General features: G+C 59.2%; 19 protein-coding genes. 10 read left to right on the top strand and 9 right to left on the bottom strand.

The window, feature by feature from the left end; genetic code table 11:
• Positions 1 to 182: 182 nt before the first annotated feature.
• Together alsS and budA are read right to left on the bottom strand one after the other, a co-directional pair.
• Positions 183 to 1,853 carry an acetolactate synthase AlsS gene (alsS, locus tag AB5Y92_RS12760; RefSeq protein ID WP_368226900.1) on the bottom strand — a complete coding sequence of 557 codons (1,671 nt, stop codon included), beginning with the start codon at positions 1,851 to 1,853 and terminating at the stop codon, positions 183 to 185.
• Between the two features lie 18 nt (positions 1,854 to 1,871).
• Positions 1,872 to 2,666, bottom strand: a complete 795-nt coding sequence (budA, locus tag AB5Y92_RS12765; RefSeq protein WP_005338506.1) for an acetolactate decarboxylase — start codon at positions 2,664 to 2,666, stop codon at positions 1,872 to 1,874.
• A gap of 108 nt (positions 2,667 to 2,774) precedes the next feature.
• On the opposite strand from budA, the gene AB5Y92_RS12770 reads away from it, so the two are divergent.
• Positions 2,775 to 3,710: a LysR family transcriptional regulator gene (locus AB5Y92_RS12770; RefSeq protein WP_368226901.1), complete on the top strand. Its 936-nt coding sequence runs from the start codon at positions 2,775 to 2,777 to the stop codon at positions 3,708 to 3,710.
• 42 nt (positions 3,711 to 3,752) lie between these two features.
• Here the strand turns inward: AB5Y92_RS12770 and tyrS are convergent, their stop codons facing one another.
• On the bottom strand, positions 3,753 to 4,952 hold the full coding sequence (gene tyrS, locus AB5Y92_RS12775; RefSeq protein WP_005347884.1) for a tyrosine--tRNA ligase: 1,200 nt from the start codon (positions 4,950 to 4,952) through the stop codon (positions 3,753 to 3,755).
• 109 nt (positions 4,953 to 5,061) lie between these two features.
• On the opposite strand from tyrS, the gene AB5Y92_RS12780 reads away from it, so the two are divergent.
• Together AB5Y92_RS12780 and AB5Y92_RS12785 are read left to right on the top strand one after the other, a co-directional pair.
• A complete protein-coding gene (locus AB5Y92_RS12780) occupies positions 5,062 to 6,387 on the top strand; it encodes a peptidoglycan DD-metalloendopeptidase family protein (protein ID WP_368226902.1) in 1,326 nt (441 codons plus the stop codon).
• A gap of 313 nt (positions 6,388 to 6,700) precedes the next feature.
• Positions 6,701 to 7,822 (top strand): anhydro-N-acetylmuramic acid kinase, encoded by a 1,122-nt coding sequence (locus AB5Y92_RS12785; RefSeq protein WP_064341749.1) that lies wholly within the window; start codon positions 6,701 to 6,703, stop codon positions 7,820 to 7,822.
• Positions 7,823 to 7,844: 22 nt separating this feature from the next.
• Here AB5Y92_RS12785 and AB5Y92_RS12790 read toward each other — a convergent pair whose 3' ends face one another.
• Positions 7,845 to 8,717, bottom strand: coding sequence for a hypothetical protein (locus AB5Y92_RS12790; protein WP_100646572.1), 873 nt, complete (start codon positions 8,715 to 8,717; stop codon positions 7,845 to 7,847).
• 1,172 nt (positions 8,718 to 9,889) lie between these two features.
• On the opposite strand from AB5Y92_RS12790, the gene AB5Y92_RS12795 reads away from it, so the two are divergent.
• Positions 9,890 to 11,155, top strand: a complete 1,266-nt coding sequence (locus AB5Y92_RS12795) for a RidA family protein (RefSeq protein WP_368226903.1) — start codon at positions 9,890 to 9,892, stop codon at positions 11,153 to 11,155.
• Positions 11,156 to 11,227: 72 nt separating this feature from the next.
• Here AB5Y92_RS12795 and AB5Y92_RS12800 read toward each other — a convergent pair whose 3' ends face one another.
• From AB5Y92_RS12800 to AB5Y92_RS12810, 3 genes are all read right to left on the bottom strand, one after another.
• Positions 11,228 to 11,950, bottom strand: a complete 723-nt coding sequence (locus AB5Y92_RS12800) for a PA1136 family autoinducer-binding transcriptional regulator (protein WP_213386746.1) — start codon at positions 11,948 to 11,950, stop codon at positions 11,228 to 11,230.
• The gene (hchA, locus tag AB5Y92_RS12805) at positions 11,947 to 12,810 is read right to left on the bottom strand and encodes a glyoxalase III HchA (protein ID WP_167564673.1); all 864 of its coding nucleotides are present in this window, start codon (positions 12,808 to 12,810) and stop codon (positions 11,947 to 11,949) included. The genes AB5Y92_RS12800 and hchA overlap by 4 nt, the downstream gene beginning before the upstream one ends.
• Positions 12,811 to 12,955: 145 nt before the next feature.
• Positions 12,956 to 13,828 (bottom strand): LysR family transcriptional regulator, encoded by an 873-nt coding sequence (locus AB5Y92_RS12810; RefSeq protein WP_368226904.1) that lies wholly within the window; start codon positions 13,826 to 13,828, stop codon positions 12,956 to 12,958.
• A 134-nt stretch (positions 13,829 to 13,962) separates the two neighbouring features.
• Here AB5Y92_RS12810 and AB5Y92_RS12815 point away from each other — a divergent pair, with 134 nt between their 5' ends.
• A complete protein-coding gene (locus tag AB5Y92_RS12815; protein ID WP_368226905.1) occupies positions 13,963 to 14,991 on the top strand; it encodes an NAD(P)H-quinone oxidoreductase in 1,029 nt (342 codons plus the stop codon).
• A 311-nt stretch (positions 14,992 to 15,302) separates the two neighbouring features.
• Here AB5Y92_RS12815 and AB5Y92_RS12820 read toward each other — a convergent pair whose 3' ends face one another.
• Both AB5Y92_RS12820 and tkt read right to left on the bottom strand, forming a co-directional pair.
• On the bottom strand, positions 15,303 to 16,223 hold the full coding sequence (locus AB5Y92_RS12820; protein ID WP_368226906.1) for an FRG domain-containing protein: 921 nt from the start codon (positions 16,221 to 16,223) through the stop codon (positions 15,303 to 15,305).
• Between the two features lie 174 nt (positions 16,224 to 16,397).
• Positions 16,398 to 18,389 carry a transketolase gene (gene tkt / locus AB5Y92_RS12825; protein WP_005338517.1) on the bottom strand — a complete coding sequence of 664 codons (1,992 nt, stop codon included), beginning with the start codon at positions 18,387 to 18,389 and terminating at the stop codon, positions 16,398 to 16,400.
• A 349-nt stretch (positions 18,390 to 18,738) separates the two neighbouring features.
• Between tkt and metK the strand changes: the two genes are divergently transcribed.
• From metK to gshB, 5 genes are all read left to right on the top strand, one after another.
• A complete protein-coding gene (gene metK, locus AB5Y92_RS12830) occupies positions 18,739 to 19,890 on the top strand; it encodes a methionine adenosyltransferase (RefSeq protein ID WP_005338519.1) in 1,152 nt (383 codons plus the stop codon).
• A 68-nt stretch (positions 19,891 to 19,958) separates the two neighbouring features.
• Positions 19,959 to 20,486 carry a SprT family zinc-dependent metalloprotease gene (locus AB5Y92_RS12835; protein ID WP_042055152.1) on the top strand — a complete coding sequence of 176 codons (528 nt, stop codon included), beginning with the start codon at positions 19,959 to 19,961 and terminating at the stop codon, positions 20,484 to 20,486.
• 73 nt (positions 20,487 to 20,559) lie between these two features.
• Positions 20,560 to 21,264 carry an endonuclease gene (locus AB5Y92_RS12840; protein WP_042055150.1) on the top strand — a complete coding sequence of 235 codons (705 nt, stop codon included), beginning with the start codon at positions 20,560 to 20,562 and terminating at the stop codon, positions 21,262 to 21,264.
• A gap of 118 nt (positions 21,265 to 21,382) precedes the next feature.
• The gene (rsmE, locus tag AB5Y92_RS12845; protein ID WP_064338534.1) at positions 21,383 to 22,114 is read left to right on the top strand and encodes a 16S rRNA (uracil(1498)-N(3))-methyltransferase; all 732 of its coding nucleotides are present in this window, start codon (positions 21,383 to 21,385) and stop codon (positions 22,112 to 22,114) included.
• A 114-nt stretch (positions 22,115 to 22,228) separates the two neighbouring features.
• Positions 22,229 to 23,179: a glutathione synthase gene (gene gshB / locus AB5Y92_RS12850; RefSeq protein ID WP_216949512.1), complete on the top strand. Its 951-nt coding sequence runs from the start codon at positions 22,229 to 22,231 to the stop codon at positions 23,177 to 23,179.
• The last annotated feature ends 49 nt before the right edge of the window (positions 23,180 to 23,228 follow it).

The following is a 23,228-nucleotide window of genomic DNA, read 5'->3' on the forward strand; positions in this document are numbered from 1 at the left end:
TGAAAGGCTGGGGTATCCATGATGGTAGACCTCAAGGTGATGGCCTACTTCAAGATTAGCCTTTCAACACGTAATTGGGACAGAGCCATAAAAAACCGGCATCCATTGATGCCGGTTTTTGCTATATGGGCGGGTCTGCCTGCCCTTACACAAGGATTCAGGCCAGCACTTGCTGCCCCCACTTATGCCAATACTTCTGGCCTGAGCTGGGCCATCAGCCCCGGGTTGTCGGAGTAATCCACCGGGATCGCCACCACAGCAGGCCCCTCCACCGCCAGTGCGGCCCGCAGGGTTGCGCGCAACTCGTCTGCCGAGCGCACCGCAAACCCGGCCGCCCCGAACGATTCGGCATAGCGTTTGAAGTCGATGGGACCAAAAGAGATGCCGGAGGTGCGGCAATACTTCTGCTGCTCCTGCATCGCGACCATGTTGTAGCCGTTATCGACCCAGATGATGTGAACGATATTGCTCTTGAGCCGCACCGCCGTCTCCAGCTCCATGCTCGACTGCATAAAGCTGCCATCCCCCGATACCGAGATCACCTTCTCACCCGGCCGCACCAGCGCCGCACCGATGGCCCACGGCAGTGCCACCCCCATGGTCTGCTGACCATTGGAGATCAGCACCTGACGGGCACGGAAGCTGTAGAGGTAGCGGGCAATCCAGATATGGAAGCTGCCCATGTCGACGCAGAGGGTCATGTCATCGCGCACCAGATCCTGCAGCTCGCGCACGATACGCAAGGGGTGAACCGGATTGCCGTGCAGATCATCGGCCCGCATCGCCAGTCGCAGTCGCTGCTGGCGCACCCCTTGCAGCAGCCGATCCACCTCGGGGGGACGGATTTTCGGATTGCCCATGATGCGGGTCAGCTGCAACAGGTTGGCGCGGATCGACCCCACCAGCTCGGCGGTCGGGCAGTAGCTGCTGTCGATATCGGCAGGCAGCACGTCGATATGGAGGATGCGCCGCTCCCGATCGCCATTCCACAGCACGGGGTCGTACTCGATGGGGCTGTAGCCGATGCAGATCACCAGGTCGGCCCCCGCCAGCAGTTGATCCCCCGGCTGGTTGTTAAAGAGCCCCACCCGTCCGGCAAAGTCATCGAAGTGGCAGCTGTCCACCACCCCGGCGGCCTGATAGGTGCCGGTCACCGGCAGCCGCGCCTTGTCGAGGAAGGCGCGCACCGCTTCGGCATTCTCCGGCCGGCTCGCCATCAGGCCGAGCAGCACAACCGGATTCTGGGCATTGCTCAGCAGGGTCAATGCCTGCTCCATATTCTGTTCATCGGCGCAGCCCGGCTCCGGCACCTCGCGGGGCACCAGTACATTGCCCTGCACCGGCTTGTTGATGATATCCATCGGCAGGCTGACAAACGCCGCCCCCGGCCGCCCCAGCTCGGCGGCACGAAAGGCGTTGGCCATCACTTCGGAGATCGCCGCCCCGCTGTTGACCTGGGCACTGAACTTGGTGACCGGACGGCAGAGGTTGACCGTATCCATGCTCTGGTGGGTGAGTTTGAGGCCATCGGCACGGCGCACCGCACCGCCGAGCGCCACCATGGGGTCCCCCTCCGAGGTGGCCGTCGCCAACCCGGTAATAAGGTTGGAGCAACCGGGGCCCGAGGTGACCAGCGCCACCCCCGCCTTGCCAGTGAGACGCCCCACGGCGGCCGCCATAAAGGCGGCGTTCGCCTCGTGGCGCACCACTATGGTCTCGATGGGGGAATCCTCCAGCGCATCGAATACCCGGTCAATCTTGGCGCCAGGAATGCCAAACACCTGCTTGACCCCCTGCGCCTCCAGATGACGAACCACCAGCTCGGCGCCGCACTTCCACTGTCTGTTTTCCATGATATTGCTCCTTGTCTATCAGCCTTCGGCGGCCTGAATGGCACGATCGAGATCGGCGGGGTTGAGGTCGGCCTGCCGGAAAGCGGGATCCGATGGCAGGGCCAGATTGAGGTGACGCACCACAGAAAGCCGCAGGGTGCCGTGGGCCATGGTGTAGTCGAGCAGATGGCCGCCCCCCTTGCGATCGGCGGTGATCATGTGCTCGTGAAAGCCCGCTACATTGACCCCCTGCACGAACGGCGGGCAGCGAAAGCCCACCAGGGTTCCCGCCACCGCGGCAAAGCGGAACAGCGGCTGCTGTTCGATGGCTTCCAGCATGGGACGATAAGGGGGCTCCTGACGCGGCACGGTTCGTACCTTGGCCGTTTCAAACTGGCCGTCGAGGCGCAGGGCGACGAAGACGTTGTCGGATCCCACCAGCCGATCCACCCACTGGTGGATCTCGTCACGGCTGAGGGGGTGATCGAAGCGACGCTCCAGACAGGGGCGAAAATGGGTCATCACCGCAAAGGGGGTCTTCTGATCGGCGCGGGCGGGCCGGGCCGAGCCATCGGAGCGCAACTGGTGGATCTGGCGCTCGAAGGCGATCAGCTCGCCATCGAGGTGATTGAAGGTGCCGAGGCCAAAGTCGCCGTGGCGCAGCAGCTCGCTCATGGTGGTCTCCCCTTCGTAGACCCCCGCCAGCAGGGCGCTCATCAGGGAACTCTGGTAGATCTCGCCACCGTCATGCTGCCTGCGCCAACGGGAAAACTGCTGGCTCACTTCGAGGGCACAGCTGCACCCGGCACTGTCAGATGTTGCAATATGTTCCATTCGGGTTTCACCTCCACCGTGAATCCTGTTAGCGTTCGGATCCAATGGTGACTTGGTTCACATTTCAACACCAATACGCTGATCCCATGACTTTGAGACTCAATCGATATGGAACTTCGTACGCTCCGCTACTTCATGGCCGTTGTTGAAAAGCAGAATTTCACCCGCGCAGCCGAATCACTCAACATGGCCCAGCCGCCGCTGAGCCAGCAGATCCGCAAGCTGGAGGAGACCCTGGGCACCCCGCTGCTGCGCCGTTTGACCCGCAGTGTCGAGCTGACCGAGGCGGGCGAGAGCCTCTATCGGGATGCGGCGCAGATCCTGGCGCTGGCCGATGCGGCAAAACTTAAGGTGAAACGGATTGCCCGGGGCGAGCAGGGGGCGCTGCGGATCGGCTTTGCCGGGTCCACCGTGCTCCACCCCGCGGTGCTGACCCTGCTGCACGACTATCGGGAGCGCTACCCCGAGGTGGCCCTCAGCCCGCAGGAGGGCACCATGCCGGCACTGGTGGAGGCGCTGCGCAACGATCGGCTGGACGCCGCCATCTTGCGGCTGCCCTGCCGGGGTAGCGAGGGCTTTGCCCATCACCTTATCGAGCAGGAGCCGCTGCTGATCGCCCTGCCGACCAGCCACCCCAAAGCCAAGCCGGGCCCCTTGTCACTGGCCAGCCTGAAGGATGAGAGTTTTATTCTGTTTCCCCACGCCATCGGGCCCGGGCTCTATGACGGCATCGTGGGTCTCTGCCGGGAGGCCGGCTTCGAGCCGATACTGGGGCCCGAATGCCCGCAGGTGATCTCTACCGTCGGCATGGTGCAGGCGGGCTTTGGCGTGACTCTGGTGCCCAGCTCGGTGGCGGCGCTGCGCCCGCTCGGGGTCAGTTATCACCCCATCGCCGGCAACGGCATGATGACCAGTATCAGTCTGGCGACACGGCCACACCCAAGCAGTGCCGTGTTGCGGCACTTTATCGCCCAGATCCGTGCAGCCCAGATACGACAAGACCTCCCGAAGGAGGCCCTGTTAAACAAGCGTGAACCGGTTTGATGGCCAGCTTGCCTGATGCGACTGCTTATTTGACGGTACTGCTTATTTGACAGTCACCCGGGCAAACTTGCGCTTGCCGACCTGATAGACGGCGGTACCGGCACCGATGAGTGCCTTGCCATCTTCCAGCTTCTCGCCATCCACCTTGACCGCGCCCTGCTTGATCATCCGCAGCGCTTCGGAGGTGGTGGCCACCAGATCGGCCTCTTTCAGCAGGTTGGCGATGGCCAGACCTTCGCCTTCCAGAGCCAGCTCGATTTCCGGCATCTCGTCCGGAATGGCGTTCTTGGAGAAACGCTGGGTGAAATCTTCGTGGGCCGCTTCAGCCGCCGCTTCGTCGTGATAACGGGCGATGATCTCTTTGGCCAGCCAGATCTTCACATCGCGCGGGTTGAGGGTACCGGCAGCGATGCCTGCCTTGAACTCTTCAATTTCAGCCAGCGGGCGGAAGGAGAGCAGCTCGTAGTAGTTCCACATCAGATCGTCGGTGATGGACATGATCTTGCCGAACATCTCGCCCGGAGCGTCGTGAACGCCGATGTAGTTGCCTGCGGACTTGGACATCTTCTTGACGCCATCCAGACCCACCAGCAGCGGCATCATCAGCACGCACTGGGTCGCCATGCCGGCATCTTTTTGCAGCTCGCGGCCCATCAGCAGGTTGAACTTCTGGTCGGTACCGCCCAGCTCAACGTCCGCCTTCAGCGCGACCGAGTCATAGCCTTGCAGCAGCGGATAGAGGAATTCGTGAATCGCGATGGATTGGCCGCCGGTGTAGCGCTTTTTGAAGTCGTCGCGCTCCATCATGCGGGCCACGGTCTGCTTGGCCGCCAGCTTGATCATGCCAGTCGCACCCAGCTCGCTCAGCCAGGTCGAGTTGTACTCGATGCGGGTCTTGGCGGGGTCGAGGATCTTGAACGCCTGCTCGGCATAGGTGAGGGCGTTATGCTTGATAGCCTCTTCGGAGAGCGGCGGACGGGTAGCGTTCTTGCCGGAGGGGTCACCCACCATGGCAGTGAAGTCACCGATCAGCAGGATCACTTCATGGCCCAGATCCTGGAAGGTCTTCAGCTTGTTGAGGATCACGGTATGACCCAGGTGAATGTCGGGGGCGGTCGGGTCCATGCCCAACTTGATGCGCAGCGGGCGCCCTTCCTTCAACTTGGCGACAAGTTCTTCTTCAACCAGAATTTCTTCCGCTCCGCGCTTGATCTCGGCTAGCGCCACCTCGAGCTGGGACATTTTTTGACTCTCCATCACGATTCCACAGGGCCAAACATATTACTGGAATGGCGGGCCAATTGGAAAGGCTGTAAAATCCGTCCATTCTGCCCGACTTCATCTGCTTCTCATGGTTATTTGGCACGCCTTCAACGCACTCCCCCACTGGCACCGCAAGATGGTGCTGATCTTGAGCATCATGATCATGATGCTGGCTGCCTGGCCAAGCGAGCAGGCGGTGGCAACACGAGTCGATGAAAACGGCAACGAAATTGCCCTGCGGGAACCGGCCAACGACAACGCGCTAAACAACGAGCTGCCAGCCGAGGCCGCCCAGCCCGTTACCCCGCCCAAGCCGCGCTATATCACCAAGCAGGTGAAGGTGCGCCGTGGCGACAACATGGGGGTGATCTTCCAGCGCATTGGCCTGAGCACCACGGATCTGCACCTGATCGACCAGCTCGAGGGCAGCGATCCCCTGCGGATGCTGCAACCGGGGCAGGAGCTCACCTTCAAGCTCACCGAGAACGGCGAGCTGCACAGCCTCTATTACCCCCACAGTCTGGAGCAGGCGCTCAAGGTGAGCCGCAAGGAGGAGACCTTTGTCGCCCGCAACGTCAAGATCGCCCTCGACACCCGCGAACAGGTGAGCAAGGGCGAAATCCGCTCCAGCTTCTGGGGCGCGGCGGTGGATGCGGGTATGACCGAAGATCAGATCATGGACTTGGCCGCCATCTTCGGCTGGGACATCGACTTTGCCCAGGACTTGCAGCCGGGGGACAGCTTCCGGGTGGTCTATGAAGACAAGTTCCGCGACGACGAGCGGGTCGCCTCCGGCGATATTCTGGCCGCCGAGTTCGTCAACCAGGGCACGGCCTACCGCGCCGTGCTCAATGAAGATGGCAACTACTACACCCCGGAAGGCAAAGCCATGCGCAAGAGCTTCCTGCGTGCGCCGGTCAACTTCAAATACATCAGCTCCAACTTCAACCCGCGCCGCCTCCATCCGGTGACCGGCAAGATCCGCCCCCACAACGGCATCGACTATGTGGCGCCAGTGGGCACCCCCATCATGGCGGCGGGCTCCGGCAGCGTGGTGGCCGCCGGTTACAACCAGTTCAACGGCAACTACGTCTTTATCAAGCATGCCGGCAACTATGTGACCAAGTACCTGCACCTCTCCAAACGCACCGTCAACAAGGGACAGCGGGTGAAGCAGGGGCAGACCATCGGCACTCTGGGTGGCACCGGTCGCGTCACCGGCCCGCACCTGCACTACGAATTCGTGGTGGGCGGTATTCACAAGAACCCGCGCACCCTCACCCTGCCGCAAGCAGAGACCCTGAGCGGACGCGAGCTGGCCAACTTCAAAAAGCTGGCGATGCCGCAACTGGCCAAGCTCGATAACCCCGAGCTGCTGCTGGCCCAGAACAAGCGGGATGGTCGCGGCAACTAAGCCATCAGGGCTGGCAGGGTGAAGGCCCTGCCAGCCCCTTTTATTGAACCCGCGCCAGGCAGCCAGATTGAAATGAGTCCACTCTCAAGCGTAAGATGAGATGGATCACCGGGAGCGGCATGTGGCACGGGCGTAAGGGTTTATCTATCCTGTCTCTCTCACTCTTTTTCCGGTCCGCATTGAGGATGCCCCATGGTTGAGCGTTATATCGGTCTGATGTCAAAGACCACGCCATGTGGCATGGGATGAAAGCCGTCCCCCTCTTCACCCTCTCTGCACACCGCATTTTCGAACAGCAATGTAAGGAGACACCATGGCTGAGCGCTATATCGGTCTGATGTCGGGAACCAGCATGGACGGCATTGATGCCGTGCTGGTGATGATCGCCGGGGATGAACTGCGGGTCGAAGCGGCGCTTTGTCACCCCTGGCCGCAAGAGACCGCCCGCACGCTGCATGCCCTCTGCACCCCGGGCGACAACGAAATCGACCGCATGGGGGTGGCCGATAATCTGGTGGCGCGAGAGTTTGCCGCCGCCACCCACGCGCTGCTGGCCAAGGCGAAGCTTGAGCCCAAAGATATTCGCGCCATCGGCAGCCACGGCCAAACCATCCGCCATCGCCCCCAGCTCGGGTTTACCCTGCAGATCGGCAACGCCGCCCTGCTAGCGGCGCTAACCGGCATCGACGTTATCGCCGATTTTCGCACCATGGATATGGCCCTCGGCGGTCAGGGGGCGCCGCTGGTGCCCGCCTTCCATCAGGCGCTGTTTGCCAAGCCCGGCGCCCTGCGAGTGGTACTGAACCTCGGCGGCATCGCCAATATCTCGGTGCTGCCGGGCAATCCGGGCGGGGTATATGGTTTTGATACCGGCCCGGCCAACACCCTGCTCGATGGCTGGTATCGCCGCCATCAGCCCCACGGCGGCAGCTATGACGCCGGTGGCAAATGGGCCGCCAGTGGCAAGCCAATCCCGGCCCTGCTGGAGAAGCTGCTGGCTCACCCCTACTTCGCCGCCCCCGCCCCCAAGAGCACCGGACGGGAGATGTTTACCCTCGATTGGCTCGATGGGGAGCTGGCAGGCACTTCATACGCCCCCGTGGATGTGCAGCGCACCCTGCAGGCGCTCACCTGCCACAGCATCGCCCGCCAACTGCCCGCACGGCCCGAGTCAGTCGGTGCCAGCCAGCCGAAAGCCGAGCTGTTTGTCTGCGGCGGCGGTGCCCATAACGCCCCCTTGCTGAAGGAGCTGGCCAGCCTGCTGCCTGCATGGCGCATCGCCAGCACCGCTGAGCTGGGCCTTGCCCCCGACTGGGTGGAAGGCGCTGCCTTTGCTTGGCTGGCCATGTGCTTTGTTCACCGCAAGCCGGGCAACCTGCCCGCCGTCACTGGTGCCAGCCGTCCGGCTGTGCTGGGGGCGCTTTATCCCGCCTGAGTGATGACAAGGGGGCTGCGGATCAGTGTGCCCCCTTGAACAGACGCACAACCTGTTGCCGGATCGGTGCAAACAGCGGGGGCTTTGGCGGCTCCAGATTGATATGGCGCCGCCCGGCACGGGTTTCACAACGAAGCAGATTCTGGATGTAGTGGTGGTGGGAGCGATGGATCAGCTGTGAGGCTTGATACGCCCACTGTCTGGGAACGCCCCACAGGGTGCTGGCAATCGCCCCGACGATGCAGAAGAAAGCGGGCTCCTGAATTCCCATCCGGCTGGCGTTCTCCAGCGCCTCCTTGAGCGAGTTGGAGTGGGCAATACAGGTCATGATATTGACCATGAAGGCGTCGTAATCATCCTCCCCACCCTTGCCAACACGCGCTGTCAGGGTCGCCGCGGGTTGATAACCAAACTGATGGCCGATATTTTCCAACACCGTATTCCGCTGGCGGATCACCTTGCCATAAAACATCAGCATCACCATGCAGTCGAGCGCCTTGCACAGCGCCTCGTAGTGGGGATGGCTCTTCTTGGGACGCGGCGCCGTGGCGAGAGCCAGCTCTTCAGAGATGGCCAGCAGGCCCACAGGTACGGCGGTGCTGACAAACGAGAGATCAATCGACAGCTCCAGCCCATCCTCCCCTTCCATGCGGGCCACAATCACATGTTCGCCAAACAGCCGACGCTGGCGCTCGATAAAGGCGCCAAAGACCAGATCACGAAACTGCTTTTGCGGATAAGGGGTATCGAGCAGGCTCTCGATGGTCATGATGGCGGCGGATACCCGGCCGCGCAGTCGGTAATCGGCAGGAATGGGAAAGCTCTTTCCCAGGCGAGGAGGTAACCGCTGCCCAGATGTTTGACAATACATATCGCCCAGAACGAAACCCAGCATAAATCCTCCACAGTCAGGTAATGATGATCGCGATGCGATCTCGCTTGCCAATCCTGGGCAATGGCCTGCCGGTGCTTCGATGCTCTCCGTCAGGGCTCCTTGATTACCTTATTAATCATACGATTAATAGCGAATGAAAAAAGCGACCTGACTCGCAATCACGCCACTAACTAACAATTTAATCAAGAAACCATAAGAAGCGGTCGATAAATCCATTTTTTGGCTGATTTCCTTTTAAAAACAATATATTGAACTTTATACCTGCGAAATCACCTGAGCTGTTCCCGAGCCCTGAAAACCATCCCAATCATCACAACCAGCCACAGATAAGGGGGAGGTCAGACAAAGCCGCAAAAAGTGGAAAAACCGACGACGCGGGGCAACACCCCCCATCGGGGGATGCAACCGGCGTGAAGATAAGCGGATTGCCACCACCGCCCCTCATCCAACGCCACCTCTCATCCAGCACCACAGCTCCCGCACTCCGTCACGCCAACGCCAACGCCAACGCCAACGCCAACGCCATGCTCCCCACTCCTGTGCAGCAGGAGCAGATCCGCCGTGCAAATTCATGGCATAGAATTTTATGGCGTTAATAACAGATCCCGGCTGCCAGCAAGGCGTCATCGTGTATTCCGGAATAATCATTAATAGAGAGGAATGCAAAAGCCGTGAATTATATTCCAGAGGTATCTTTAATAAGGTGGATATGCATATTCACGGGAATTTTCATAGCCCCTTAAACAAGCTTAAAACAGATATCCATGCACCATGATATGCATTATTTGCACATCGGCGCATAATATTAACCCTTTATTCACACGCCAATATCCCGAAGAGGGGGAGAGCAAACCCAGTCAGGGCAAGGCTGTCCGCCGGTTCGGCACCATTTGCACACGAATTGGCTACGATTTCGGGTGAATTGAATAGCAATATGATTAAATTTGCGCCCATTGAGCCATCTCATAGAAATGCAATCAGCGGTTTGCAACCCCTGATAGCCACTCATAGAATCGCTGCGTCTGAAATATCTACCCTATCCTCTCTTCCATTATTCCTCTCAGTAATTGAGTGGATCACAAATAATAACCGGGGATGCCGCCGCTGGCGCACAACAAGATGGGGTAAACCTGTACCTGAATGAACAACAAATATTAAAAAGAGGCATATCTATGAGTGGTACCATCATCAAGTCAGCAAGAAATACCCCCCATGCACCCCAGGATCTGGGCCCCAGCACCCAAACGGTGGCGTTTTCTCATTACAACAATATCTCCGCCCAGCTGCCGGTCGATCCCGCCACCGGCAAGATGGTGAGTGGCGATGTCACCGCGCAGGCCAGACAGTGCCTGAGCAACCTCAAGGCAATCATCGAGAGCATTGGCCATGTGATGGACGATATGGTCAAAGCGACCATCTTCCTGAAAGAGATGGCGGATCTTGAGGCGGTCAACGCCGTCTATCGCGAATTCTTCCCGGGCTATCTGCCGACCCGCACCACCCTCGCCGTCGCCGCCCTGCCGCTGGGCGCGCTGGTGCAGATCGATGCCATCATATCCAACGGCGAAGGTACCTTCCCGCAAGATCCTTGCCCGCTGGTTAAACTCGCCCGCAATAGCGACAAGGCGCCGCACAATCCGTTCTCCACCCATACCGTGGCCTTCTCCCACTACAACAATATCGGTGCGCAACTGCCGGTCGAGGCAGCCTCGGGCCAACTGGTTGCCGGTGGTATCACGGAGCAGGCGGGCCAGTGCCTGCGCAATATCAAGGCGGTGCTGGAGAGCATCGACGTGCCGTTTGACGATATCGTCAAGGTTACCGTCTACCTGACCGATCTGGCCGATCTGGATGCCGTCAACGAGGTCTACACCACCTTCTTCCCCGACTCCGCCATTGCTCGCGCCGTGTCCTATCTGCCCGCCCGCTCTGTGGTCAGTGCCGCCGCCCTGCCCATGGGGGCGCTAGTGCAGATGGATGCGGTCATCTCCCACGGTGACGGCACCCCGCCGCAACTGGTGGAAGACAGACACAATCTGGTGATCCGTGCCCGCAATACCGACAAGGCACCGCGCAGCCCGCTCTATTGCCAGACCGTCGCCTTCTCTCACTACAACCATCTCTCTGCCCAACTGCCGATAGACCCCGCAACCGGCAAGATCCTGGCTGGCTGCATCAAGGAGCAGACCGCCCAGTGCCTTAGCAATATCAAGGCGATTGTGGAGAGCATCGGCCATGTGATGGACGATATCGTCAAGGTCAATATCCAGCTCGGCAATATCGCGGATCTGGATGCGGTCAACGCCGTCTACACCAAATACTTCCCGGGTTATCTGCCTGCCCGCACCGTGATTGGCGTGAGCGAGCTGCCCGCTGGCGCCCTGGTGCAAATGGATGCGGTGATGTCCAACGCCGAAAGCACCCCGCCGCAGGCGTAAAGGTTGCGGAAATAAAAAAGAGACCGGCTATATGCCGGTCTCTTTTTACATGCCAGACAAAGGGGTAGCCCCTCAGCCCTCAATATCGCGGTTCCTGATCGCCACTCTGACCGCCTCTGCCGTGGTGGCTACACCGAGTCGACGGCGGGCACTGCGCAGATGGTTCTCGACCGTGCGCACCGAGAGTTTCAGGGTGGTGGCGATATCGGCATGGCGCCAACCCCGGGAGACCCACTCCAGCACTTCGCGCTCGCGCCCAGTGAGGCCACGCTCGTGACCCGCTACCGGCATCTCCATCAGCCGACGAGCTGCATGAAAAGCCGCCGCCGCGATCAGCGCAAGGCCAACCCGAGTGTGGGCACTGGCATCGATCTGATCGCCGCCAAAGCTCATCGCCCCTTCCAGTCCCAACGGCCCATAGACGGGAACCTGCAAGCCATGTCGGCCAGGCCCCTCAGGCTGGCGAACGATACGGTACTGCTCGCCAACGGCGCCAACCGTTTTGCTCCAGAAGAAGGGCTGGTCTCGCTCCCTGATATGCATCGCCATCGGGCACTCGCGCATATAGGCATGCAGGTCGACCGCCTCGCCGCTCTCCAGCCACTCCCCCTCCAGCCAGTAGAGATGCTCGACCACCCCCTCCTCGCTGGCACTGATGGAGAAGAGCGCAAAGCGGTGATACCCCAGCGGGGTGGCAAAGGCGCGCACCAGCTGCTGGATCTCCTCCAGCCGCTGACACCCTTCCAGCGCCACCGCGACCTGCAGCGCGTTCGCTGGCGACGACGACAACCTCATCGCTTGGCAACCGCCTCCAGCAAGGTGGTAGCAGCCAGCTTGCCGAGGTTATTGCCCGCCAGCGGGCTGTCACCGGTCAGCAGATTGCGATCCCGGCACACCTCTCCCGAGATGCCGTTGTTGACGATCTCAAAGCCAATCTCTTTGAGCTTCTCGCCAAACTTCCAGGTGAGGTGGCCCGGCATATAGCCAATTGCCGGGGTCTGGGCATCCAGCTCATCGGGGAAGGCGCAGATCTTGTAGCCCGCGAAGGTCTCTGGATTGGCCACCGCCAGCAGCGCAGCAGGCCCGTGACAGAGGGAGATGATGAAGCGATCGTTGGCCATCGCCCACTCCAGCAGCGCTTTCACCTCGGCACTCTGCGGCAACCCCATCAGGGCGCCGTGGCCGCCGGGGATAAAGACGCCGATATAGTCCGAGTCAGTGGCCAGCGCCTCTTTCAGCAGATCGGCCAGCTTGGCCGGTTGGCGGAACTGCGCCTGATATTTGCCATAGAGCCCCAACACCTCTTCATCTTCGCCGGGCATGGCCCACCACTCAAACTTGACCGGATTGCCGGAGAGGGTGGCTACATCAAAGGCAAAGCCCGCCTTGTCGAGGTGATACATGGGCAGCAGGGTTTCGACCGGATGGTTGCCGGTGGAAAACAGGGTGCCGTTGTCGGTGGGCAGATAGCGCTCATCGGCCCCGATCAGCAGGATCTTCCAGCGCCCCTCCCGATAGGGTGCGGGATAGTCAGCCCCGGCAAGGTCAGATTTGCGCGAGGTGAACTGGCTCAGGGAGTAGGGCGACGGGAAGAAGGCATTCTGCTCTGCCGGATCCGGGGTCGGTTGTTTATCGTCAACAAGCATATCGGTCATGGGTCAGGCTCCAGTAGTGGTGGACTCGGTCTCACAGTATTGACTGTCAGAGACCAAGTAAATGAGGGTTTTCCCTCAACCGCCATGACTATGGCAAGGGATGTGAAAGTGCTGCGACAAAACCTGAACAGAGCGCCCGCCAGGGTTAGTCCATTGCGGCAAATGCCCTGACGATGGCATCCATGACCGCTCTGACCCGCGCGGCATGCTGCACATCCTGATGGGTCACCAGCCACACATCGTAGGATTGCTCTAATTGCCGCTCGGGCCAGACCCGCACCAACCCGGCTTGCTCGGCGAGCGGAACCGCCACCTCGCCAAGCCCCAGCCCCATCAGCAGGGCCTGACGCAGCATCAGGCTGGTATTGACCCCCGCGGCGACCGTGGCCCCCTCGGCCGCCTCTTCGAGCATCATTGGCGAGCGCGCGCTCTGCCAGTGGGGCTCATACACCACCAGCGAATGGCCCGCAAAACCGGAGCCCGCTTCGGGAATGCCATGGCGAGCCAGATAGTCGGCGGAGGCATACAACCCGACCGGCCAGGAGGCCAGCTTGCGAATAATCAGGTCGGGATTGTCCGGCTTCACCGTCCGGATCGCGATATCCGCTTCCCGCAAGGACAGATTGACCACCTGGGTCGAGGTATTGAGGATGACCCTGATATCGGGATAACGCTGATGCAGCTCGGTCAGGGCCGGTATCAGAAAATCCATCCCCAGGGTGTCTGTAGTCGCCACGCGGACCTCCCCGACCAGACGGTTGTCGACCCCTTGCGCCGCCCGTACGAAATCAATGGCCGCCAGCTCCATCTGCTGAGCGCTGGCCAGCACTATCTCTCCGACATGAGTCAGCACATACCCTTTGGATGTGCGGAGAAACAGCGTGGCCGCCAGACGATGCTCCAGTGCGGCAATCCGTCTGCCAATGGTTGCCTGATCGACCCCGACCACACGGGCGGCGCCTCGCAGGCTCCCTTCCCGATGCAACGCCAGAAAAATTTTCGCATCATCCCAGTTCATCACGACTCCCGGTTGAAATGCATTTTTGCATTACAGATAAGGGATAATACTGCGTTTATTCATCAGCAATCTCCACTATCTTGGTGCTCATCCCATCCGGGGAACCTCATATCACCTCGTTACAGGAGCAGCTGATGTCTCATTCTCATTTCATTCCCGCCACCATGAACGCGGTAGAGATTACCCAGCCCGGTGGCCCCGATGTCTTGCAACTGACCACCCGCGCCACACCAGCGCCCAAGCCCGATGAGGTCTTGATCCGGCACTATGCGACCGGCATCAATGGGCCGGATGTGATGCAGCGCAAGGGGCTCTACCCGCCTCCGGCAGGGGCATCGGATATTCCCGGGCTGGAGGTCGCCGGGGTCGTGGTCGCCAAGGGGGAGCAGGTGACCCATCTCAAGATTGGCGACAAGGTCGCAGCGCTGATTTCGGGTGGCGGCTATGCCGAGTACAGCGTCGCCCACCAGGGCAATGTCCTGCCCCTGCCGCCCGGATTGAGCTTTGTCGAAGCCGCGGCGCTGCCGGAAACCTTTATGACGGTCTGGTCAAATATGTTTGAACGGGGTCAGTTTAAAAAAGGGGACATTATCTTGATCCATGGCGGTGCCTCCGGTATCGGCACGACCGCCACCATGCTGGCCAAGGCATTTGGCGCCGCCAAAATCATCACCACGGTCGGCTCACCCGAGCAGCAGGCCGCTAGCATCAAGCTGGGCGCGGATGTGGCCGTGCTCTACAAGGAGGAGGATTTTGTCGAGGCAGTGCATGCCGCCACCAATGGCCATGGCGCCGACATCATTCTCGATATCATTGGCGGGGAGTATGTCGCGCGCAACTATGCGGCGGCCGCCATCAATGGCCGCATAGTCCAGATCGGCATTATTGCGGGCGCCGCCCCCAATCTGGATCTGTTTCCCATGCTGCAAAAACGACTGACCCATATCGGCTCGACCCTTCGCTCGCGTACTCCGCAGGAAAAAGCCGAGCTTATTGCCCAGCTGCAAACTCATGTCTGGCCATTTATCGAACGCGGTGAGGTCAAACCGCAGGTTTACCAGACCTTCCCGCTGCATGAGGCCGCCGCCGCCCACCATTTGCTGGATTCAGGCCGTCATATCGGCAAGCTGGTGTTAACCATGGCACCGTTATCGTCAGATTGATAAAGCCCATAGTGGAGCAGGCCGAGGTGGATGCGGTGATATCCAACGCGGAAAGTACCCCGCCGCAGGTGTAATGTTGCGGTAAATAAAAAAGAGACCGGCTATATGCCGGTTTCTTTTTTGGTAACAGGAGGGGGCATTATTTTTATGGCATCGTCTTAATGAACGTGACGTTCGATTACGCTTCGCTAATTTAACCTACGAACTACGAGCTAGCTCAAATTGATATCGTAACCTTCGATGCGTAAAACAACATGATTCTGTCGTAAGGTTTTCATGATTAACTATCAATCGTCACCCATCATTACATCCTATTTATATTGATGCATTGACAACAATTGTTTAGCAACCCCATCATAACCAGGGAATATACGTGCGGAGTCATAGCCCAACTTATCTAAAATACGACTCCCTTTAGCTGCTTCGCTACACGGTAAAATAAATCTCTTAAAAATATTAGGCACTCTAGTATCATGCTTAATTTGAGAAATTATTAGTTCATCTAATGGTCTTCTATCTGTTAGCGCTGCGCCCTGACCCAACATCATAGCTTGTAGCTCTGAAGTATGAGGCTGAACCATAATAGGCCAATGTGTAAATAATCCTTTTTGTGCACTGATATTGGGGTTCGCGGCATAATGAGGGGTTACGAAATTGACATTAATCGAATTAACTGTAGGTTTTAAAAAAGAAAGGTATTCTTTATTTAAAGCACAAACGCATAACTTTGTATTTTTATTTAATGCTCCTCTAAATGCAAAATATAACGCAACATAAATATCATATGTCCAGTCGAGTAAACGAGTTGGTATCCCATAATGTTGAGCAAGCCCTGCAGTTTCTAATAAATCACTGGGAATCCATGTTTCACTATAATTATTATTCGTCATCCCCATAAAATCAAAATCCTGAGACAAATTTTCTCGAACTCTTGGTGATACTGGAACGTCTAAACCACGTTGGTCTGCCAGTCGATAAAATGAACGCAACAGATGATATTCAGCAGAAATTTGCCACCTTTGCCATAGATGCTGTGGCTCTATAGGCTTACCCAAACCGCAAACATGCCAGAATTGATCAATATATTCTAGCCGCAATGCAGTCGGAATTAGTTTATAGTGTTCTTGCCCATGCCCTCGAAAAATATAGCCATTAATATCAGTTTCATTTCCCCAAGGGGATATAAATTCAAAAAGTTCCTCTACCTTTCCAAATTCAACTGTTTCTATCATAGAAAGTCACCACAATCGTATTTTTCACATAACAACCATCCATTGACACTCAATGCAATATAAGTAACTAATTTATTTTTAACAGTTTCCATATTTGTAGGCATCGCAACGATTTTATAAAAAAAGCGCCTCCCGAAGGAGGCGCTTTTCAGTTCTATACACAGCAATAAGCTATTACAGGGACTCTGCGGTCGCAACCACGTTTTCCACGGTAAAGCCGAATTCCTTGAACAGCAGCTCGGCCGGTGCGGACTCACCGAAGGTGGTCATACCGATGATCTTGCCGCCGAAACCGACGTACTTGTACCAGTAGTCAGCGATGCCGGCTTCGATGGCCACACGCTTGGTGACGGAAGACGGCAGGACGGACTCTTTGTACTCGGCAGACTGGGCGTCGAACACGTCGGTAGACGGCAGAGAGACCACGCGCACGGCACGACCCTTGGCAGTCAGCTGCTCATAGGCGGCAACGGCCAGTTCCACTTCGGAACCGGTGGCAATCAGGATCAGCTCCGGAGTACCGGCGCAATCCTTCAGCACGTAGCCACCCTTGGCGGTGTCGGCCAACTGCTGGGCAGTACGGTCCATCTGGGCCAGATTCTGACGAGAGAAGATCAGCGAGGTCGGGCCGTCAGTACGCTCGATGGCGTGCTTCCAGGCGATGGCAGATTCAACCTGGTCACACGGACGCCAGGTGCTCATGTTCGGGGTCAGACGCAGGGAGGCGATCTGCTCAACCGGCTGGTGAGTCGGGCCATCTTCACCCAGACCGATGGAGTCGTGGGTGTAAACGAAGATGGCGCGCTGCTTCATCAGGGCGGCCATGCGCAGGGCGTTGCGAGCGTACTCCATGAACATCAGGAAGGTGGCGCCGTAGGGGATGAAACCACCGTGCAGGGCGATACCGTTCATGATGGCGGACATGCCGAACTCGCGTACACCGTAGTGGATGTAGTTGCCGGAGGCGTCGTCGTTGGTCAGAGACTTGGAGCCGGACCACATGGTCAGGTTGGAAGGCGCCAGGTCAGCAGAGCCGCCCATGAACTCCGGCAGCAGCTTGCCGAACGCTTCCAGAGAGTTCTGGGACGCTTTACGGGTTGCGATCTTGGCCGGGTTGGCTTGCAGGGTTTCGATGATCTTGGCGGATTCGGCAGCCCAGTTGGCCGGCAGTTCGCCAGCGGTACGGCGCTTGAATTCGGCAGCCAGAGTCGGGTGAGCGGCTTCATAGGCGGCGAACTTGGCAGCCCAGTCAGCTTCCAGTGCAGCGCCCTTCTCCTGAGCGTTCCACTCGGCAGCGATATCGGCCGGGATAACGAACGGCGCGTGGTCCCACTTCAGGAAGGCGCGAGCAGCGGCGATCTCGTCGTTGCCCAGCGGTGAGCCGTGGCAGTCGTGAGAACCGGATTTGTTCGGGGAGCCGTAACCGATGATGGTGCGGCAGCAGATCAGAGTCGGCTTGCCGGTCTCGGCCTTGGCGGCTTCGATGGCGGCATTGATGGCTTCCGGGCTGTGACCGTCAACAGCCGGGATAACGTGCCAGCCGTAAGCTTCGAAGCGCTTGACGGTGTCATCGGTGAACCAGCCTTCTACGTGACCGTCGATGGAGATACCGTTGTCATCCCAGAACGCGATCAGTTTGCCCAGTTGCAGGGTACCTGCCAGGGAGCACGCTTCGTGGGAGATACCTTCCATCAGGCAGCCGTCGCCCATAAAGGCGTAGGTGTAGTGGTCAACGATGTCGTGGCCCGGCTGGTTGAACTGCTCAGCCATGGCTTTTTCGGCGATCGCCATACCAACGGCGTTGGTGATGCCCTGACCCAGCGGGCCAGTGGTGGTTTCAACGCCCGGTGCATAGCCGTACTCCGGGTGACCCGGGGTGCGAGAGTGCAGTTGGCGGAAGTTTTTCAGATCGTCGATGGAGAGGTCATAACCGGAGAGGTGCAGCAGGGAGTACAGCAGCATGGAGCCGTGGCCGTTGGAGAGAATGAAACGGTCGCGGTCGGCCCACTTGGGGTTGTTCGGGTTATGTCTGAGGTGGCTACGCCACAGCACTTCGGCGATATCCGCCATTCCCATGGGGGCGCCCGGGTGACCGGAGTTGGCTTTTTGAACGGCATCCATACTCAATGCACGAATGGCATTGGCAAGCTCTTTACGAGAAGGCATCTGAATCTCCTGCGATTGCTTCATTTGATGGCCAAGATTAAGGCGCGTTATTGTCCCAGCAGGGCGCGCGGCGTGCAAATATTATCTGGATGAATAAAGTGGCTTTGGGAGGACAATCGCTTTTCTTGCCCTCTATTGACCAAAGCAACCAGAGAAAAACGTTTGATTTCCATCCCTTTCGGGATAGGAGAGCACCGCTTGTGACCCATTGGACACTGCGCGACAAAATAGTGCTGGCAATCGGGGGGGGCGCTAATTAAAATAGACGTCCAGATGTAGATACCTCTACACCATCCCATTCATCCGGTTATTGCCGTGGCGATAACCCAGACAAGCTGAGACTCTTATCATGGCAAAGCTGTTTACTTCCGAGTCGGTCTCCGAAGGCCATCCCGACAAGATTGCGGACCAGATCTCCGATGCGGTACTGGACGCCATCCTCAAGCAAGATACCAAGGCCCGTGTCGCCTGCGAGACCCTGGTCAAGACCGGTATGGTCATGGTGGCCGGCGAAGTAACCACCTCTGCCTGGGTTGATATCGAAGAGATCGTGCGTGATACCGTACGTGAAATCGGCTACACCCACTCCGACATGGGCTTCGATGCTGACTCCTGCGCCGTGCTGAACGCCATCGGCAAGCAGTCCCCGGACATCAACCAGGGTGTTGACCGCAGCGATCCGCTGGAGCAGGGCGCTGGCGACCAGGGCCTGATGTTCGGCTACGCCACCAACGAAACCGACGTGCTGATGCCAGCCCCCATCACCTACTCTCACCTGCTGGTGAAGCGTCAGGCTGAAGTGCGCAAGAACGGCACCCTGCCGTGGCTGCGTCCGGATGCCAAGAGCCAGCTGACCTTCGCCTACGACGACGCAGGCAAGATCATCGGTGTGGATGCCGTTGTGCTGTCTACCCAGCACGCCGAATCCATCAGCCACAAAGATCTGGTTGAAGCGGTACGCGAAGAGATCATCAAGCCGGTGCTGCCGGCCGAGTGGGTCAACAAGGACACCAAATACTTCATCAACCCGACCGGCCGTTTCGTTATCGGCGGCCCGATGGGTGACTGCGGTCTGACCGGTCGCAAGATCATCGTCGACACCTACGGCGGCATGGCCCGTCACGGTGGTGGCGCCTTCTCCGGCAAGGATCCGTCCAAGGTTGACCGTTCCGCTGCCTACGCCGCACGTTACGTTGCAAAAAACATCGTTGCCGCCGGTCTGGCCGATCGCTGTGAAATCCAGATCTCCTACGCCATCGGCGTGGCCGAGCCGACCTCCATCAGCGTCGAAACCTTCGGTACTGCCAAGGTCGCCGAAGAGCTGCTGGTCAAACTGGTGCGCGAGCACTTCGAACTGCGCCCGTATGGCCTGATCGAAATGCTGGATCTGAAGCGCCCGATCTACCAGGCTACCGCTGCCTACGGTCACTTCGGTCGTGACGAGTTCCCGTGGGAGCAGACCGACAAGGCCGAACTGCTGCGTTCCGCCGCTGGCCTGTAAGGCTCGCTGTTGTGATAAAAGGGGAGCCTGGCTCCCCTTTTGCTTATCCGCTATCTGACGAGATGTTGATGTCTGCCACTCCTGCCCAGCTTGTCGCCCTGCTGCAACAACGCGTAGAAGCCTGCTTTGTGCAGGCCGAGGCGCGCCTTGGCCGCACCTTCCCCCGCCCGCGGATCTACTGCAATATGCGGGGCCGGGCGGCAGGATCGGCGCGGCTGCAAACCTGGGAGTTGCGCTTCAACCCTGCCCTCTATCAGGCCAACCAGCAGGCGTTTCTGGATGAGGTGGTGCCCCACGAGGTGGCCCATCTGCTGGTCTATGCCCTGTGGGGTGACGGGCGCGGCAAAAACCGGGTGCTACCCCACGGCCGCCAGTGGCAATCGGTAATGCGGGAGGTGTTCGGCCTTGAGCCCAGAACCACCCACAGCTTCGATCTGGCGGTACTGGCCCAGCGCACCGTGCCCTATCGCTGTCACTGCCAGCAGCATCAACTGTCGATACGCCGCCACAACAAGGTGGTGCGTGGCGAAGCCCGCTATCACTGTCGTCGCTGCAAGCAGCCGCTGGAGCGGGAACGGCCGGAGCCAGAGCAGTAAGCCAGCTTGTGTCGCGCCCCTGTGGTAGGGTGCCCGCCATCGTTCGTCAATCACCCCGTTTGCAAGGAATCCCATGCGTTTCATCTCCTCCCTCGCCCTGACCCTGCTGGCCGGTTTACCGCTGCTCAGCGCCCCCCTGCACGCCCAGACCTTTCGCGAAGCCAAGCAGGATCTGGTGAAGATCTATCGCAGCCAGCCTGCGGTCACCACCTTCTACTGCGGCTGCGACATCGACTATCAGGGCAAGAAAATGAGCCCGGATCTCGCCAGCTGCGGTTACGAGCCGCGCAAGCAGGCCAAACGCGCCGCCCGCATCGAGTGGGAACACGTGGTCCCCGCCTGGGAGTTCGGCCACCAGCTGCAGTGCTGGCAGGATGGCGGTCGCAAGAACTGCGAAAAAGCGAGTCCCGAGTTCAACAAGATGGAGGGGGACATGCACAACCTCTTCCCCGCCATCGGCGAAGTGAACGGCGATCGGGCCAACTACCGCTTCTCCGACTGGAACGGCAAGCCGGATCAGTACGGCCAGTGCCAGATGCTGGTGGATTTCAAGGATCGTCGGGTGCAGCCGCCCAAGGGGCCGGTACGGGGCCAGATTGCCCGCGCCTACCTCTACATGAGCCAGCAGTATGGGCTGCGTCTGGCAGCGCAACAGCGTAAACTGTTTGAAGCCTGGGATCGCCAGTACCCGGCAGAGGGCTGGGAGTGCGAGCGCAACCGCCACATCGGCAAGCTGCAGGGCAATACCAATCCCTTTATTGAAAAGCAGTGCCAATAACCCCATTTGACCTGGGAGGGGATAGCCCCTCCTATCATGAAGCCCTTCCCCACTGCCGTGTGAGCCTTGCTCGCCGCAGGATATGAAGGGTTTCCAAGCAAGAGACTGACAAGCAGCCATGCGCATTCCACGTATCTATGAACCGGCCACCCTGCAAGTTGGCCAGACCATCGCCCTGTCGGAAGACGGCGCCAACCATATCGGCCGGGTACTGCGCATGCAGCCGGGCCAGCAGCTCGAGCTGTTCAACGGCGATGGCACTCAATATCCCGCCACCATCGCCAGCGTCGGCAAAAAGTCGGTGGAAGTGACCATCGACAGCTGCGACGTCCAATCGGTGGAGTCACCGTTGGCCATCCACCTAGGTCAGGTGATCAGCCGTGGCGACAAGATGGACTTCACCATCCAGAAATCGGTGGAGCTGGGCGTCACCTGCATCACCCCGCTCTTCTCGGAGCGCTGTGGCGTCAAGCTGCCGGCCGATCGACTGGAGAAGAAGCGCGAGCAGTGGCAGAAGGTGGTGATCAGCGCCTGCGAACAGTGCGGCCGCAACGTGGTGCCCGAAGTGCGTATGCCGATGGAGCTGGATGCCTGGCTGGCGGAAGAGACCAAAGAGCTCAAGCTCAACCTGCACCCGCGCGCCGAGTACAGCATCAACACCCTGCCCGTTCCCGAGCACGGCGTGCGCCTGCTGATTGGCCCGGAAGGGGGATTGTCGAGCGACGAGATCGCCCGTACCGTGCAGGAAGATTTCAAAGAGATGCTGCTGGGGCCGCGGGTGCTGCGCACCGAAACCGCCGCCCTGACTGCGATTACTGCGCTGCAGTGCCGCTTTGGCGATCTAGCTTGATACTATCGGCCGCATCAATCAGCCCCATGGCTGCATCGACGCAGCCTCAAGCGGACGATTACGCTGCGCTAATCGACCCTACAACCCTATCGAGCCATTAAAAAGGAACAGCGGATGACCATTAAACTCGGCATCGTGATGGACCCCATCTCGGCCATCAACATCAAGAAAGATTCCAGCTTTGCCATGCTCGAAGAGGCGCAAAAGCGCGGCTATGAGCTCTTCTATCTGGAGATGAAGGATCTCTACATGGAAGCCGGTCGCGCCTTTGGCACCATGCGCCCGCTCACCGTCAAGTATGACTATGCCGACTGGTACACGCTGGGCGAGGTGGTGGATCAGCCCCTCTCCAACCTCGATGTGATCCTGATGCGCAAGGATCCGCCGTTCGACACCGAATTTATCTATGCCACCTACATGCTGGAGCGGGCCGAGGATGAGGGTTGCCTTATCGTCAACAAGCCGCAGAGCCTGCGCGACGCCAACGAGAAGCTCTACACGGCCTGGTTTGCCGAGCATACCCCGACCACGCTGGTGACACGCCGCGCCGACAAGCTGCGCGCCTTCCACGCGAAGCATAAGGACGTGATCCTCAAGCCGCTGGACGGCATGGGCGGCGCCTCCATCTTCCGCATGAAGGAAGATGACGCCAACGTCGGCGTGATTATCGAAACCCTGACCGCCCACGGCAGCCAGTACTGCATGGCGCAGACCTATCTGCCCGCCATCAAGGATGGCGACAAGCGGGTACTGGTAGTGGACGGTGAACCTGTTCCCTACTGCCTCGCCCGTATTCCGGCGCAGGGCGAAACCCGTGGCAATCTGGCGGCCGGTGGCCGTGGTGAAGCGCGTCCCCTGAGCGAAGCGGACTGGGCCATCGCCCGTGCGGTGGGCCCGACGTTGAAAGAGAAAGGGCTCATCTTCGTCGGTCTCGACATCATCGGCGATCGGCTGACCGAGATTAACGTCACCAGCCCGACCTGCATTCGCGAGATTGAAGCAACCTTCGACGTGCACATCACCGGTATGCTGATGGATGCCATCGAGCGTCGGCTGGGCAAATAATCGCCAGGCAGGCTAAGCCGGCCTGTTCAGGGGTAACCGCCACTGACAA

Origin of the sequence: Aeromonas sp. R1-1 (genome assembly GCF_040908495.1) — a bacterium.
GTDB classification, from domain to species: Bacteria; Pseudomonadota; Gammaproteobacteria; order Enterobacterales; family Aeromonadaceae; genus Aeromonas; species Aeromonas veronii.